17 protein-coding genes are annotated in these 15,146 nt (G+C 67.5%); 8 read left to right on the forward strand and 9 right to left on the reverse strand.

The annotated features are described in order from the left end of the window. Nucleotides 1–2 precede the first annotated feature (2 nt). From N4R40_RS07505 to N4R40_RS07515, 3 genes are read right to left on the reverse strand one after another with little or no spacing between them, the layout of a single operon-like run. On the reverse strand, nt 3–845 hold the full coding sequence (locus N4R40_RS07505) for a carbohydrate ABC transporter permease (protein ID WP_261606748.1): 843 nt from the start codon (nt 843–845) through the stop codon (nt 3–5). Beyond that, nucleotides 845–1,795, reverse strand: a complete 951-nt coding sequence (locus N4R40_RS07510) for a carbohydrate ABC transporter permease (RefSeq protein ID WP_261606749.1) — start codon at nt 1,793–1,795, stop codon at nt 845–847. The genes N4R40_RS07505 and N4R40_RS07510 overlap by 1 nt, the downstream gene beginning before the upstream one ends. Next, on the reverse strand, nt 1,795–3,072 hold the full coding sequence (locus tag N4R40_RS07515; protein ID WP_261606750.1) for an extracellular solute-binding protein: 1,278 nt from the start codon (nt 3,070–3,072) through the stop codon (nt 1,795–1,797). The genes N4R40_RS07510 and N4R40_RS07515 overlap by 1 nt, the downstream gene beginning before the upstream one ends. A gap of 160 nt (nt 3,073–3,232) precedes the next feature. Between N4R40_RS07515 and N4R40_RS07520 the strand changes: the two genes are divergently transcribed. Continuing rightward, a complete protein-coding gene (locus tag N4R40_RS07520) occupies nt 3,233–4,405 on the forward strand; it encodes an ROK family transcriptional regulator (protein ID WP_261606751.1) in 1,173 nt (390 codons plus the stop codon). A gap of 703 nt (nt 4,406–5,108) precedes the next feature. Here N4R40_RS07520 and N4R40_RS07525 read toward each other — a convergent pair. Continuing rightward, nucleotides 5,109–5,384 carry a winged helix-turn-helix domain-containing protein gene (locus N4R40_RS07525; RefSeq protein WP_261606752.1) on the reverse strand — a complete coding sequence of 92 codons (276 nt, stop codon included), beginning with the start codon at nt 5,382–5,384 and terminating at the stop codon, nt 5,109–5,111. A gap of 130 nt (nt 5,385–5,514) precedes the next feature. Here N4R40_RS07525 and N4R40_RS07530 point away from each other — a divergent pair, with 130 nt between their 5' ends. Next, a complete protein-coding gene (locus tag N4R40_RS07530; protein WP_261606753.1) occupies nt 5,515–5,916 on the forward strand; it encodes a hypothetical protein in 402 nt (133 codons plus the stop codon). A 13-nt stretch (nt 5,917–5,929) separates the two neighbouring features. Here the strand turns inward: N4R40_RS07530 and N4R40_RS07535 are convergent, their stop codons facing one another. Beyond that, a complete protein-coding gene (locus N4R40_RS07535; protein WP_261606888.1) occupies nt 5,930–6,925 on the reverse strand; it encodes a cation diffusion facilitator family transporter in 996 nt (331 codons plus the stop codon). After that, nucleotides 6,925–7,410 carry a substrate-binding domain-containing protein gene (locus N4R40_RS07540; protein ID WP_261606889.1) on the reverse strand — a complete coding sequence of 162 codons (486 nt, stop codon included), beginning with the start codon at nt 7,408–7,410 and terminating at the stop codon, nt 6,925–6,927. Before N4R40_RS07540 ends, N4R40_RS07535 begins: the two co-directional genes overlap by 1 nt. Before the next feature lie 205 nt (nt 7,411–7,615). Here N4R40_RS07540 and N4R40_RS07545 point away from each other — a divergent pair, with 205 nt between their 5' ends. Then, nucleotides 7,616–7,882 (forward strand): Rho termination factor N-terminal domain-containing protein, encoded by a 267-nt coding sequence (locus N4R40_RS07545; protein ID WP_261606754.1) that lies wholly within the window; start codon nt 7,616–7,618, stop codon nt 7,880–7,882. A 29-nt stretch (nt 7,883–7,911) separates the two neighbouring features. Next, nucleotides 7,912–8,808: an SDR family oxidoreductase gene (locus tag N4R40_RS07550; RefSeq protein WP_261606755.1), complete on the forward strand. Its 897-nt coding sequence runs from the start codon at nt 7,912–7,914 to the stop codon at nt 8,806–8,808. A 10-nt stretch (nt 8,809–8,818) separates the two neighbouring features. Here the strand turns inward: N4R40_RS07550 and N4R40_RS07555 are convergent, their stop codons facing one another. Then, on the reverse strand, nt 8,819–9,430 hold the full coding sequence (locus N4R40_RS07555) for a flavodoxin family protein (RefSeq protein ID WP_261606756.1): 612 nt from the start codon (nt 9,428–9,430) through the stop codon (nt 8,819–8,821). A 147-nt stretch (nt 9,431–9,577) separates the two neighbouring features. On the opposite strand from N4R40_RS07555, the gene N4R40_RS07560 reads away from it, so the two are divergent. Then, a complete protein-coding gene (locus N4R40_RS07560; protein ID WP_261606757.1) occupies nt 9,578–10,555 on the forward strand; it encodes an NAD-dependent epimerase/dehydratase family protein in 978 nt (325 codons plus the stop codon). Nucleotides 10,556–10,559: 4 nt separating this feature from the next. On the opposite strand, the gene N4R40_RS07565 is transcribed toward N4R40_RS07560, so the two are convergent. Both N4R40_RS07565 and N4R40_RS07570 read right to left on the reverse strand, forming a co-directional pair. Further along, nucleotides 10,560–10,871: a hypothetical protein gene (locus tag N4R40_RS07565; protein ID WP_261606758.1), complete on the reverse strand. Its 312-nt coding sequence runs from the start codon at nt 10,869–10,871 to the stop codon at nt 10,560–10,562. Nucleotides 10,872–10,879: 8 nt separating this feature from the next. Next, nucleotides 10,880–12,025 (reverse strand): glycosyltransferase, encoded by a 1,146-nt coding sequence (locus tag N4R40_RS07570; protein WP_261606890.1) that lies wholly within the window; start codon nt 12,023–12,025, stop codon nt 10,880–10,882. A gap of 150 nt (nt 12,026–12,175) precedes the next feature. Between N4R40_RS07570 and N4R40_RS07575 the strand changes: the two genes are divergently transcribed. From N4R40_RS07575 to N4R40_RS07585, 3 genes are read left to right on the forward strand one after another with little or no spacing between them, the layout of a single operon-like run. Then, a complete protein-coding gene (locus N4R40_RS07575; protein WP_261606759.1) occupies nt 12,176–13,297 on the forward strand; it encodes a xylanase in 1,122 nt (373 codons plus the stop codon). 35 nt (nt 13,298–13,332) lie between these two features. Then, on the forward strand, nt 13,333–13,593 hold the full coding sequence (locus N4R40_RS07580) for a glutaredoxin family protein (protein WP_261606760.1): 261 nt from the start codon (nt 13,333–13,335) through the stop codon (nt 13,591–13,593). 49 nt (nt 13,594–13,642) lie between these two features. After that, entirely contained in the window at nt 13,643–15,094 is a 1,452-nt protein-coding gene (locus tag N4R40_RS07585) for an MFS transporter (protein WP_261606761.1), read from the forward strand. Nucleotides 15,095–15,146: the final 52 nt, after the last annotated feature.

The following is a 15,146-nucleotide window of genomic DNA, read 5'->3' on the forward strand; positions in this document are numbered from 1 at the left end:
GGTCATCCTTTGACTGCCCCGGAGGTGAGGCCTTGTACGAAGTGGCGTTGGAAGATGAGGTACACGACGATCACCGGGATCACCGCGATGACGGACGCCGCGAAGACGAGACCCCACTGCGTCGCGTTCTGTCCCTGGAAGAGTTGGATCGCGATCGGCAGGGTGCGGTTCTCGGGGCTGTTGATGATGGTCAGGGCCCACGCGAACTCGTCCCAGCTGGCGAGGAAGGTGAAGATCGTGGCAGTGGCGAGGGCCGGTCTGGCGAGCGGAATGGCCAGCCGCCAGTATCGGGTCCACGCGTTCGCGCCGTCGACCTGCATCGCCTGATCGAGCTCACCCGGGATCGCCGCGAAGAACCCGCGCAGCAGGAACACGTTCAGTGCCAGCGAGCCGGCCACGTAGAACACGATGAGTCCTGCGAGCGAATCCAAGAGGCCGAAGTACTTCGCGAGCACGAACTGCGGGATGATCAGCATCATCGCCGGCACCATCAGGCCGATCAGCATGATGCGGAAGATCACTTCGCGGCCGCGGAACTCGAACCGGGCGAAGCCATAGGCCATCATCGAGCTGATCAGCACCGACAGCGCGGTGGAGACCACGGCGACGATCACCGAATTCAGCGCGTAGCGGGAGAAGTCCTGGCTCGTCCACGCCTGCACGTAGTTTGCCCACGTGAACGGGTCGGGGATGAACTGCGGGGGCGTCGTCAGCACGTAGGCCTGCGGCTTGAAAGACGTCGACACCATGTACAGGAACGGCGTGACCATGACGATCGCGCCGACGATCAGGGCGACCAGCCGCATCCCGGTCAGGGCGCGGCGCTGTACGCTCGAGCGCTTCATCACGCCTCCTCGTCGGAACGGTCGCGGAACACGCGAAGCTGCACGACGGAGAAGATGAACACCACGATGGTCAGCAGCACGGCGATGGCGGCCCCGTACCCGAAGTCGAGGTTGGAGAACGCCTGCTGGTACATGAACGTCAAGACCACCTCGGTCTGACCGCCCGGTCCGCCGGCCGTCATCAGCAGAACCGACGTGAACACGTTGAAGCCGCCAATGACCAGCATGACCACGACGAACAGCATCGCCGGCCAGATCGCCGGAATCGTGACGGCACGGAACCGCTGCCACCAGTTCGCGCCGTCTAGCGCGGCCGCCTCTTCGAGGGATTGCGGGACGCCTTGCAGCGCGGCGAGGAAGATCATCATGGACCAGCCCACGCCCTTCCACACCCCCAGCGCGCAGATCGCGACGAGCGCCGTCCACCGCCCCGACAGCCAGGAGGTGCTGCCGTCGGTGAGCGGCAGGATGTCGCCGAGTGCCCAGTTCACGAGGCCCTGATCGGCGAACAGGTACTTGAACAGCAGGGAGACGACGACCCAGCTGGTGACGACCGGAAGATAGAAGAGCACGCGGAACAGCGGCTGCGCCGGCGCCTTGGAGCGCAGCAGCATGGCCACCGCGAGCCCGAGGATGATCTGCGGTGGGACGGTGAACAGCATGTAGATGCCGCTGTTGGACAGGCTCAGCCAGAAGCGGTCGTCCTGCACGGCGCGTGCGTAGTTATCGAGTCCGACGAACTCGCTCGCCGCACCGCGCAGGATATTCCAGTCGTACAGGCTCATCTGCAGCGCCTGAACGATCGGGTACAGGATGAACACCCCGAACAGGATGGCCCCGGGCGCGATGAACAGCCACGGTGTGAGGTTCGGCTTGCGCCGACGGCGCGGAGGGAAGGGCTCGCGCAAGGCAGCGGTGGCTGCCTCGCGCGAGCCGGCGGTGAGGGTCATCAGCCGTTGTCGGCCAGGAGCGCGTCGATCTTCTTCGCGGAAGCGGTGAGCGCATCCGCCACCGTGACCTTGCCCTCGAAGGCGGGCACGAGCTCGTCGTTCAGGATGGTGTCCACCTCGCCGGCCTGCGGAATGGGCAGGCGCGCGCGGGCGGTCTCCAGCTGATCGGAGAACGTCGCGAAGTAGGGCACGAGGTCAGCCTGCTTCTGCGCGAACTCTGGCTTGACGGACATCTGGCCGGCCTTTGCCATGCCGAGCTGGAAGGTCTCGCTCTGGCTGAACTCCAGGAACTTGTACGCGGCGTCGGCGTGCGCGGTGGATTCGGTCACCACAAGGCTCTCACCGCCGACGACGCTGATCGACCCGCCGTCGCCGGAGGGCATCGGCGAATAGACCGGTGCGAAATCCGGGTACTGTCCGGCCCAGATGTCCTGCATCCACGGACCGTCGAGAATCGACGCGTACTGTCCGCCCGGCAGCCCGTCGCTTGTGCCCGTGGCGCCGGTGTTCCCGGTGATGAGGTTGGGGATCTGCCCCTTCTGATACAGGTCGACCAGCAGCTGGACGCCGGCGACGCTCTCCGGGCTGTCGAGGTAGCCGGTGGACGTGGTCAGGTCGGCATCGGCGATGTCACCGCCGGCTGACCAGATCCACGGCATGACGTTCCAGGCGCTCAGACCACTGTCGGCGAAGGCGAACGTTCCCGACCCGTCCAGACCCGCCGCCAGCTTCGCGAGATCGTCGAAGGTGGCCGGCGGCGCCGAGAGGCCTGCCTTCTGCAGCGTGGCGGCGTCGGTCACGAGCACGCGGGTGTTGGTGTTCAGCGGGATGCCGTAGTAATGCCCGTTCCATGAGGTCGTCTCCAAAGTGCCGGGGTAGACGGCGTCGGCGAGGTCCTGGAAACCGGGCATCGTGCCGTCGAGCTGCTTGAAGACCCCGAGCTTGGCGAACTGCGCGACCCAGCCGATGTCCGATCGGATGAGGTCGGGCAGTTCACCGCCGGCCGCGGAGGTCGTGAGCTTCTGCTTCAAACCGTCGTACGGCATGTCGACGTACTCGACGGTGATGCCCGGGTTCTCCTTCTCGAACGCGGGGATCAACTCGTTCTCCAGTTCGTCGGTCTGGGCGCTGTTTCCGCCGTTGCCGTATGTGCCCCAGAAAGTGAGGGTAACCGCGTTGTCCGACGCGGACGGCGAGCCGCCACCGCTGCAGCCGGCGAGCAGAGCACCCGCCGCCACCAGAGCGACGACCGTCGTCGCAGAACGAAAATGCCTCATTGCAGATCTCCCAGTATCAGGTGGTACTCGGAGGGATGCCCTCTCCGACGCGGCAGTCGTTGCCGATGATTTATTTGAGCACACGAAGTAAACCGTGCGCAAGATCCAATTTCTCGCTGACTTCGATGCGCGATATATTCGGCTACGGAGGTAAATCACGATGGGGTGGCAACCGAGCGATCAGCTCACGCAGGACGTCGCACTCGAAGTGCTGCTGCACGGCCCGTTGGGTCGCGCAGAGTTGGCTCGACGGCTCGATCTCGCCCCCGCGACACTCACGCGCATCAGCTCCGAACTCATCCGCTCGGGGATCGTGACGGAGACTTCCCAGGTCATAGAGGGGCGCGGGCGACCGACCACTCCCCTGGACGTCGTCCCGGCAGCGCATCACTTCCTGGGGGTGAAGCTCGCCAGCGATTCCCTGTTCGCCGTGGTCACCGATCTGCGCGCGAACGTCGTACGCACTCTCGGGGAACGACGGCATTCCGGAGCCCCCGAGGACGTCGTCGGCATCATCGGCGCGCTCGTCGACGACGCCGAGTCGCGGCATCCTATCGACGGGGTCGGCATCGCCGTCGGCGGGGTCGTCGACGGCGACGGGACGATCGCCTCCGCACCGTTCCTCGGTTGGACGGACGTCCCGCTGGCGGCGGCGGCGGCGGATGCGGTGGGGCGTCCGACCGTCTGCGCGAACGATCTCGAGGCCTTCGTCGACGCGCTGCACTGGTTCGGCGTCGGCTCGGGTCACTCGAACTTCGCCGCGCTTACTCTGGGGATCGGCGTGGGCTACGGGTGCATCGCAAATGGCCGGGCGCTGACTAGCCCCGATTCGGGAGTCGGCCTCGTCGGGCACTGGCCGCTCGATCCGCTCGGCCCCCTGTGCCGACAGGGCCACCAGGGTTGCGCGGAGGCGATGTTGACGATCCCGTCCATCGAGCGCGCTGTGCACTTCGCCACTGGCGAGGACGTGACGTGGCAGGAGATCATGTCTCGGGCTCGACGAGGAGATGAGACCGTCACACGGCTTCTATCCCGGTCCGGCCGAGCGCTGGGACAGCTCATCGCGGCGGTGGCGAACCTGACGGCACCCGAGTTCGTGGTCATCGGCGGCGAGGGGGTGGAGCTCGCCGAGGTGGCGCGCGCCGACATCCATCGCGGCCTGGCAGAGCATCGCGACGCCCGCGCATCTGAAGTCCGCATCGAATTGGTGCCCGGAACGAACGAGGAATGGTGCCGAGGAGCAGCAGTACTAGGCATCCGCCGGTTCGTCCTCGGCCGCGGCGATGCCAGCGCCGAGCACTCATCGGTAGAGCGCAGACCGGCGTCTGCGTGAAGCGACCTTCGGCCCGGCAGGCCTGCGCGGAGTGATGGGCGCACACCGCTCCGCCTGCCCTGGCGCTCGGACTGCGGGTCGTGAGCGCCCCTCGCAGGCGTCCACGGGCGAAGAGCGGCGGAGGGGATCACGTCATTCCGGGACGACGTCGCGTTGGTACCCACCACCGGTCTTCGACTGCGAGGACGGCGCGCTTTGCACTCCGCCGGCGCTTTGCAAAGCTCACAGTCTGCGACAGGTACGGCCGCATAGGCAACACCTTCGTTCCCGAAACGAGCCCGTCGTCGTCGGCGTAGCTGCCATCGATCTCGCGACCCACCCCTCCCCATCGTCGTGGCGACCGGCTCGCCGGCCTTCAGCGTGCTGCTCTCGGTGGCAGCGTCGGGGACGCCGATGCATTCGATGCCGAGGATGCGGGGGAAGTGAAACCCTACGGGGATTCGCCTGTCGCGCTAATCACTTCGGAATCGTTGACTCTGAACGACTTGACCTGGATGCGCACTAATCCCGCGCTCACCTCAGGCGTGGGGATTCCGTTCGCACGACGCCGTCGTAGCTTCCGCGCGCGACCAAACGGATCACCTGGATAATCTCGGCTCCGTCGTGTCCGGCGCGGGACACCGGCGGAACGCTTTGCAAGCAACCCCCACCATCGAGCGCAAACGAGTGTCCGATGCCAAGGGCACCGCCCGCCGAGATCACGCTAGATCTCGCCGATCTCCTGGCCGAGCCTCAAATAGAGCGCTGTGACAATCGCGTCGTTGACTCGATACGAGGGCCATTCACCCTTTCGGCGGCTGGGTCGGGGCGGATCCGCGATTAGGAATCCCTCATCTTCGAGATCTCCGAGGTAGGCGATGAAGGTCGTGGGCGGGAGGTTGAGCGCGTCGGCGATCGACTTGCGAGTGACGTTCGGGTTCTGCCTCAGATAGCGAATAATCCCGGCCTTCGCCGGGGAAGCAGGTTCGGTGTGGGTCATGGTTTCCAGCAAAGCGCCTCGTCACCATTCGAGGGAGTCCCTCCGGAGAGGTGTATTCCGGGGGTACCCCTCACACAGGCGAATCGGACATCAGCCGACGGGAACCGAAACGCGTGCGGATCAGGCGGGTGTGAACGCGTGCGCGTGCTTCAGGTGGATCGCCTCCGGACCCGCGAACCGGGCGAGCACATCGGCGGCGCCGCACGCCACCGCCGAGGTGCACCTGCCGGACGGGACAACGGCCGAGGTCGGCGCGGGGACGCACGCGTGGGTCATCGCGGCACCGGCGGATGCGGCTCTGCCGTCGCGCTCGCTGGGGTCGAGCTTCCGTGAGATCGCGGATGACACCGAGGCGCTGGAAACCGTGCTGGGCGTCTTGCGCGCCCATGACACTGCCTACGAGGAGCTCGTTCGACGCCGCGTGGATTGGAACGTCACTGATCCTCTCCCCGCGGGGCTTTTCGACATGCCGCCGGCCGGCTTCGGCGCTCTTGCCGCAGCGCTGGGAGTGCTTTCTGGCCGTCGCGCGTGAACGTGCTCCCCGTTCACCTGGACGGAGCACCACCACCCACGCCAGACGCTGCTCGCTGCGTCTCCGGCGGGAGCGTGGATGCCGGGATCACCACGACATCCTGCACCTTCCAGTCGAGGTCGGCGATGTGCTGGCGGGCCGCTTCGATCTGGTCGAGACGCACCCGGCTCCGTTCGGGGACCACGAAGGCCTCGACATGGAACACCTGGCCCATATCGCGCATCCGCACAGATGCCGCCCGCACCCACGGCTGTGCCTCGAGGTCGCGCACGATGCGATCGGCCAACGGGTGCGGCTTCGTGTCGTCGTGCGTGCGCGCGCGTTGGTCGATCAGATCGAGCACGGCCGAGCGGGAGTTCTTCACGCCGTCCCACACGATGCCGAGTGAGATGAAGAGGGCGGCCGCGCCGTCCAGCCACCACCAACCGATCCCGATGCCGAGCACACCGACGATCGAGGCGACCGTGGTCGTCCAGTCGGCCTTGGCCATGTCGGCATCCGCGTAGAGCACCTTGTTGTGCAGGGTGGGGGCGAGTTTCGCCTTCGCGTGCCCGTAGAAGAACGGCCCCGGCACGACCAGCACCATGACGGCGACCATCAGCCACCCGAGCCAGATCGTGTGCCCGAAGAGCGACACCGTGCCGATCGCGGGATGCGCCGCCGTGACGAGTCCGATCACCGATTCGACCGCGAGGCTTCCGCCGATCGCGAGTAGCGCGACACCCGCGACGAGGTGACCGACACCCATCACCCGGTGCAGTCCGTAGGGAAATCTCCGCGACGGCGGATGCCGGATCACCAGCAGCGACAGCAGAAACGCGATCTGCGGGATGAGCGAGAGCATGTCCTCGATCCACGCGGTCTTCATCGCCTGCGAACCGCCGACCACGAACGCGATGATCGCGATCGTGACAACGGTGTAGCCGATCGTGAACCACTCCCAGCGGATCGCGCTCGTCAGCGCCCGCCGTTGCTCCGCCGGCAGGTCGGTACGACCCATCGATTGCATCACTTGACCTCGCGATCGAGGTAGGTCTCCACGGCCGATTGCATCGCATTCTCCCCGAGCGGCACGAAGACGACGACTCGCCGGCCGTCCGCTCCGGGCAGGTCGGGGTACCCCCTCGTGACCGACACACGCTCGGACCACGGCGTCGCGTCGGTCATCCCGCCGATCGCGAGATCCAGTTCTCCGCGTTCCAACAGGTCGACGAGGTCCTCTTCGCTGCCGACAGTCCAGGTCACCGTCGCCTCCCGGTCCGCCCCGAACTCCTCGATCACCGACGGGAGCGGTCCGGACACCTCGGCATCCTCACCGACGCCCGTGGCGACCGCGAGCCCGTCGCTCGGCGACACGCCCGCACGCAGCTCTCCTCCGGTGATGCGGTCCAATGTGCCGCGGGGATCGGTCGGCACGCTGATGCCGCATCCGGCGAGCACGGTGACGGCCACAGCCGCGGCGAGCGCACCGCACACACCTCGCAGCGAACGCATCACGAGAGCTCCCTTCGCCGGGTTGACACGACGAGCGTACGCCTGTGTCCGGGGCGTCCGCGCCCCCTTGACGATGAAGGATTCTTCTGGCGCACGCCGGTGGCTAGCACCCTCATCGCACCCTGGCAATCCCCTCCACTCCGCCGCGCCCGCGCCGTATTTTCGGTGACGACGGAGATCCCCAACGTCATCGAAGGGAGCTGCCATGCCCGGACGACGCAACGCCAGCCTGAAGGACCCCGAGCTGTACGAGAAGTTGCGGGACGACGGCGCCAGCAAGCAGAAGGCGGCGCGCATCAGCAACGCCGCAGCGGCCGAAGGCCGTTCGACGATCGGTCGCAAAGGTGGCGAATCCGGAAACTACGAAGACTGGACCGTCCCCGACCTTCGCAAAAGGGCGAAGGAGATCGGCCTGACCGGTTACTCCCGCCAGAAGAAGAGCGAGCTGATCGCCGCCTTGCGCGACAGCTGAACATCCGCACCGCCACGAGAAGGAGAACCATGACTCGCGACCAGTACACCCTCGTCGACCCGGCGAAGCTCTACGCCGACATCGAACCGCAGAAGCAGCGGATGCCGGAGCCCGGGCTCGACGCGAAACTCACACCGAAGGCGGACCTCGGCGAAGAGACGTATCGCGGCACCGGCCGACTGACGGGCCGGAAGGCCCTCATCACGGGCGGCGACTCGGGGATCGGAGCGGCGACCGCGATCGCGTTCGCCCGCGAGGGCGCCGATGTCGCGATCTCCTACCTTCCCGCCGAAGAGGAAGATGCACAACGCATCGCGGGGCTTCTCCGGGAGGCCGGCGCGACCGTGCTCACCTACCCGGGCGATCTGAAGGACCCGGAGTACTGCCGCGCACTCGTCGCCGAGACTGTCGAGACCCTGGGCGGCCTCGACATCGTGGTGAACAACGGCGGAAAGCAGATCTTCAATGAAGACCTGACGACGCTCGACGACGAGCAGTTCGACGACACGTTCAAGACGAATGTGTACGCGATGTTCTGGATCACGAAAGCGGCCCTGCCGCACCTGAAGCCCGGCGCGACGATCATCAACACCACCTCGATCCAGGCGTACTCCCCCTCGGATGTGCTCGTGGACTACGCGTCGACGAAGGCCACGATCAACGCGTTCACGAAGGCATTGGCCCAGCAGGTCGCGCCGCGGGGTATTCGGGTGAACGCGGTCGCGCCCGGACCGATCTGGACGCCGCTGCAGCCGACCGACGGACAGCCGCAGGAGAAGCTCGCCCACTTCGGCGAGAACACTCCGCTCGGACGCATGGGGCAACCGGCAGAGCTCGCTCCCGCGTACGTGTTCCTCGCGTCCGCCGAATCCAGCTACGTGCTCGGCGAGACGCTGAACGTCAACGGCGGCATGCCGACGCCGTAGTCCCGCGCGCTCAGCCGTTCTTCGGCGCAGGGTAGGGCTGAGCGGCGAGGAGCTTCGCGAGGTGAGCGGCGTGCCGGGCCACCGTCTGCGTGGTGCCCGGCACCTTGTCGGGAGTCTCGGGAAGGTCGTTGTAGTCGGTCGTGTGCATGGCTTCGCCGTTCCAATACACGCCACCCTGACTCGGAATCGTGAAGCCGACGTCGCCGAGTCCCTGGTACAGCGCCGCGGTGATCGCGTGGGCGCCGTCTTCGTTGCCGACGACCGCGGCGACCGCGACCTTGCCGGCGAGGATCGGGCGACCCTCGGCATCCGTCTCGGACAGCTCCGCGTCCAATCGTTCGAGCGTGCGCTGAGCGACCGACGACATGTTGCCCATCCACGTCGGCGTCGCGAAGACCAGAATGTCGGCCACGAGCACCTTCTCGCGGATGCCGGGCCATTCGTCCCCCTCGCCCATATCGGCCTCCACACCCGGCTTCACATCGAAGTCGACGACGCGGACGATCTCTCCCGAGACGTCGTAGGCCGCGAGCGCGTCGAGAACCTGCTGGGCGAGAAGTTCGCTACTGGATGCGGCGGGCGAGGGCTTGAGTGTGCAGTTGAGCACGAGTGCGTGAGTCATGTGGTCCTCCCCATCGACAGGACTTCAGTGTGCGCGCGGGGCGTGAAGCACTGAAGGGGATTGACCCGGGGTCCGCCGAAGAGTACGAGCGTCAGCCGACAGCGAACCGCCCTGGTCTGGGCCCCCGGCATGGCGTTGACTCCGGGTATGGATATTTTGATCCTCGGGGGAACAGCCCTGCTCGGCCGCGCGATCGCCGAGGCGGCACTGCGTTCCGGACACACCGTGACGTGTGCCGCGCGCGGGACCGCCCCTGCGCCCGAGGGAACCTCCTTCGTCACTGTCGACCGCGATGACGACGACGGGCTGTCCCCCGTCGCAGACCGCATCTGGGATGCCGTCGTCGACGTCTCCCGGCATCCCGGGCAGGTACGACGCGCCGTGCGGGACCTCCGTACGCGGCACTGGGCCTTCATCTCCTCGCTGAACGTCTACGCCGCCTTCGACCGGCGAGAACAGAGTGAAGATTCTCCCGTGCTCGCGCCACTCAGCGGCGACGTCATGGAAGACATGTCGGCCTACGGTGCGGCCAAGGTCGCCTGCGAAGACATCGTGCGGGCCGCCGATGCGCCCGCGACGATCATCCGCTCCGGGCTCATCTCCGGTCCGGGCGACACGTCAGGCCGCAGCGGCTACTACCCGTGGCGATTCGCTCACCCCACCGGGGCGGATGTCCTCGTCCCCGACGATCCGACATTTCCGTGTGCGCTGATCCACGTGGACGACCTCGCCGAATGGACCGTCCACGCCGCAACACACCGTCTCGACGGGACGTTCAACGCGACCGGTCCGACCGTGGCCTTGGGCGACGTGCTCACCACCGCCGCACGAGTCGCCCACAGTGACGTGGCGGCACGGCCTGTCCCCGCAGCCGTTCTGGCCGCGCAGGGAATCTCGGCCTGGATGGGTTCTCCGTCGCTCCCCCTCTGGATCGACGACCCCGAGTGGCGCTTTTTCGCGACCGCCGATTCCTCCGCCGCGATCCGCGCGGGGCTGCGCACGCGCCCGCTCGAAGACACCCTCGCCGACGCCCTCGCGTTCGAGAATCTCCGCACCGGTCCGCGGCCGGCCGGGCTCTCCGATGACGAGGAACGCGCGCTCCGCGCCGCCCTCGCTGCGTCGTAGCGCTTCAGCGACCGGAGGCGACGGGAAAGTCCGGGTGCACGACCCAGCCGGCTTCGCGCTCCAGCGCGGCAGCGAGGGTGAGCGCCGAGAGTCGGGCGTGCTCGAGGCCGAGCGGCGAGCGCACATCGATCGCGAGCGGCGGTGGTTCACCGAACTTCGGGACGTCGACCTCGGCCCACGCCCCGCCGTCCAGCGCCACACGGGGCCGCGCCGATCCCGGCGACAGCACCGGGCTGTCTGCGGCGAGGGCGATCACGGCGAGCGCGTCGATCTTCGTGATGGCGACCTGCACGACGAGCGTGGCCACGGCATCCATCACCGTGCCTACAGTTCTCCGGGTTGCATGGCCTGCTCGTCGATCTTTACGATCATGGCGCGGGCGGGCGAGGTTGCCGCGCCCGGTTTCTTGGGCGCGTAGACGACGAGCGAGTGGAAGACGAACCGGACGAAGAACGCCACGACGAGGGTGATCGCCGTCGCGAAGACCGCCGAGATATGGCTTGTCGAGACCATCAGCGCGACGATGGGGATGCGGATGACGGCTTCGGCATTGTTGAAGAGGAACGACTTGGCGAACCGCGATCCGACGCCGGACGCCTCATGACGCATGTCGTGGAAGACGAAGCGCTCGATCAGGAGGAAGTTCACGATGATCGTCACTTCCGCCGCGATGACGGCGGCGGTGATGTACCCGACTCCGGCGGAGGTCAGCGCCCAGACGATCGCGACGTTCGCGACGGCGCCGAGACCGCCGATGACGGCGAACAGCGACATCTTGCCGAAGCGGAGCGCCGTGAGCTGGGCGAGGAAGTGGATGCCCTGCCGCAGGGACGCCTTCGATTCACCCGCGAAGCGGTCGGCGAAGGCGAACGGCACTTCGGCGACCCGCAGCGTCTTGCGCGCGAGGATCTCGAGGAGGATCTTGAACCCGCGTGGCTGCAAACCCTCGAGACCGATCGCGTTGCGGTCGATCAGGAAGAACCCGGTCATCGGGTCGGTCGTGTCCTTCAGGCGAATGGGGAACATCGCCTTGGTGACGGCCGTGGCTGCCTTCGACACGAACACCCGGGTCTTGTCGGCCAGGCCCTGCGCCGCGCCGCCGGCGGCGTAGCGCGAGGCGACGACGACGTCGACATCGCCCTGGCCGAACCGGGCGAAGAGGTCCGGAATGCTCTCCGGCGGATGCTGCAGATCACCGTCGATGACGACGCACGCCTCGGCCGAGGCGGCGCGGAAGCCCTCGAGCACGGCGCCGCCGAGTCCACCTGTCGCCTGATCACGGTGGATCACCCGCACCGGAATCGCGGCCGCCGCGGCGACCTCCCGAATGACGTCGGGGGTGTCGTCGATGCTGTCGTCGACGAAGATGATCTCCGCGTCGATCCCGACGACAGCCGCAGTGGTGCGCCGAACGAGCTCCGCGACATTGGGAGCTTCGTTGTAGGTCGGCACGATGATCGACAGGTTGATGGTGTCCCCCTGGGAAACGAGATCACTCGCCGGGTCATGGTGACGAGCCCGTCTATCCTTACACCCCGACCGGTCGCGCAGGTGTCCAATTTCACAGGCAACGGCCCGCCCCCCGATAGGGTCGATCCCGGGACTGCGAAAGGGCACGACATGGGGACGATGACGCGCGCTCTGGCGCGGATCGCGATGGTGGGCGCGGCGCTATCGCTGCTCGCGGTGACGGGCTGTGCGACGGAGGTGGTGCCGGCATCCACTCCGGTCGCCGAAACCACGACGCCGACGCCGACGCCGATGCCGCTGACCGCCGCAGAACAGCTGCTCGCCGATGCCGGAGACCCGGCGGCCTGCGCCGTGTCGTTCGTCCTCGACGGCACGACGCTCGATCCCCAACTCCAGACCCAGGACGCGCTCTATTCGCTGCTGCCGATTCCGCGCGCAGACGGGCGGGTGTTCGCGGGCTGGTACGCCGACACCACCGCGGCGACGGCCGCATCCGCGGACCCGGCCGCGAACGCCGGCAACCCGGCGACCCGCGTCAACGGCGCCGACCTCGTCGCGTGCACAGCGCAGCAGACCACGCTCTACGGAGCCTGGACGACGCCGGAGGCCGTCACGGCGGAGAATGCGCGCGTCCCGCTCCTCATGTACCACCAGTTCACGGACAAGCCGGGCGGCGAAGAGGGCTGGCTGCGCGGCAACTTCGCGTACGTCGAGGACTACCGCGCGCACATGCACCACATCAAGGACGGCGCGTTCTACCTGCCCACCTGGGATGAGCTCAGTGCCTTCATCGACGGTGTCCTCTTCCTCCCGGACCACGCGGTCATCATCACCGACGATGACGCCGACCCGACCTGGCTCACGATGGCCGCGCCGATCAACGAGCAGCTACAGCTCATGGCGACCTCGTTCGATATCACGGGCGACGGCGTCGCGGAGCAGAACCGGTTCATCCTGCCCCGCTCGCACACCCACAACATGCACACCGCGGGCGCCAACGGCAAAGGCCAAATGGTGAATCTCACGCCCGCCGAGATCGCCGCCGACATGGAGGCATCGGCCGACGCGCTCGGCGGCGTGAAAGAGGTCGTGGCGTACCCCTTCGGTCACCACGACGAACGCTCGAAGGAGGGCCTGCGTGCGGCAGGCTTCGACATGGCCCGCACGATCGAGCAGGGCTACGTCTCGGTCGGCTCCGACAAGCTCGCGCTCCCCTGCATCCGCATCAACTTCGGTATGGGCGTCGCCGACCTCACCGAACTGATCGGCTGAGCGCCGACGCTGCCCAGCGGGGGGAGAATAGAGGTATGACTTCCTCTGAGCCCACCATCACGATGTTCGGTGCCGACTGGTGCCGCGACTGCGTCCGCACGAAGAAGCAGCTCGACGAGCTGGGTGTCTCGTACACCTACGTCGACCTCGTGGCCGAGCCGGATGCCGCGGACGTCGCGCGCGAGATCTCCGGCCGCACGAACATCCCCGTCGTCGTCTACCCCGACGCGTCGCACCACGTCGAACCGTCGAACGCCGACGTCGAGTCGAAGCTGCGCGAACTCGCACTGATCTGACCCCGCGCCGTCAGCGGGAACGCACGGCGACCCGGCTATCGTGACTCGCATGAGGACGGATGCCGCGACCACCCCCGCCGCGCCGCTGTCGCGAAAAACCATCGCGACCTACGCGGCCGGATCGATCGGCACCGGCGGCTTCGCGACGCTCCCCGGTCTCGTCCTCACGTATTACCTGACCGACAGTCTGGGCGTCGCCGCCCTTATGGCGGGCGTCATCGTCACGGCGGCGAAGATCTGGGACGTCCTGGTCGACCCGGTGATCGGCGCTCTGAGTGATCGCGATCTCGCCCGGCACGGATCACGCCGACGTCTCATGGTGATCGGTGCAATCGCACTGCCGGTGCTGTTCGCCCTCACGTTCGCTGTGCCGCCGGGGCTCGCTCCCGCCGTCGGCGCGATCTGGGTGCTCATCGCTTTCCTGCTGACGGCGACCGCGTTCAGCCTGTTCCAGGTGCCCTACATCGCCCTGCCCGCCGAGCTGACCGACCGATACGACGAGCGCACGAGACTCCTCACGTGGCGCGTCGTCGTGCTCACGTTCGCGATCCTGCTCTTCGGCGCGGGCGGCCCCCTCCTCCGCCGTGCCACCGGCGACCCGACGACCGGCTATCTGCTGATGGGGATCGTGGCCGGTATCGTCATCGGCCTCGGGATGCTGGCATCCACCGCCGTCGCGCGCCAGGGCCTCCGGCCGCGCTCCGCCATGGCCGCCGCCGGCACGAGCGCGGCCGAAACGGCAGAGCTCGCCGCGGAGTCCGTCGGGGACACACCGATCCGTCCCGTCGGCCCGGACGCCTCGACTCCGGGCGGCGGCGTCCGCGACAACTTCCGCGCTGGGTTTGAATCACTGCGACGCAGCCAGCCCTTCCGCGCACTGCTCGGCACCTTCTTCTTGCAGGCGATCGCCACAGGGCTCATGCTCGCCGGCGCGCAGTACCTGGCGACCTGGGTTTTGCGATCGGAGGACGCCGTCACGCTCTTGTTCGTCGCCCTGATCGCGCCGGCGCTCTTCGCCGCGCCGCTCTGGGGCATCGCCGCGCGGCGGGTCGGCAAAGAGCGGGCGTTCGCCGCGGCCAGCGTGCTGTTCACGCTCGCCGCGCTGACGACCGTGTTCGCCCTGTGGGCACCCGGCGCGTGGCTCTACGCATCCGTCGCGACCGTCGGGATCGCCTACGCCGGAATGCAGTCCTTGCCGATGGCCATGCTCCCCGACGTCATCAGTCACGACGCGCGGCGACACGGCCCGGGCCGTGCGGGCGCATTCGGGGGAATGTGGACGGCGGGTGAGACGACCGGGTTCGCGCTCGGCGCCACCGTGTTGGCGGTGACGCTCGCCGCAACGGGGTACATCGAAAGCGTCGCGGGCCAGAGCCCCACGCAGCCGGATGCCGCGATCTCCGGGATCGTGCTGAGCTTCAGCGTGGTGCCCGCGGCGCTCGTGCTCGGGAGTCTTGTCTGGCTCGGGCGCTACCGGCTGCGCCGCGACGACATCGAGTAGCACCGATCTCGGAACGGCGTACCACCGGGACGTATGCTGAGATGTCCGCCCG

It is taken from the genome of Microbacterium memoriense, from assembly GCF_025398275.1.
Classification (GTDB): domain Bacteria; phylum Actinomycetota; class Actinomycetes; order Actinomycetales; family Microbacteriaceae; genus Microbacterium; species Microbacterium memoriense.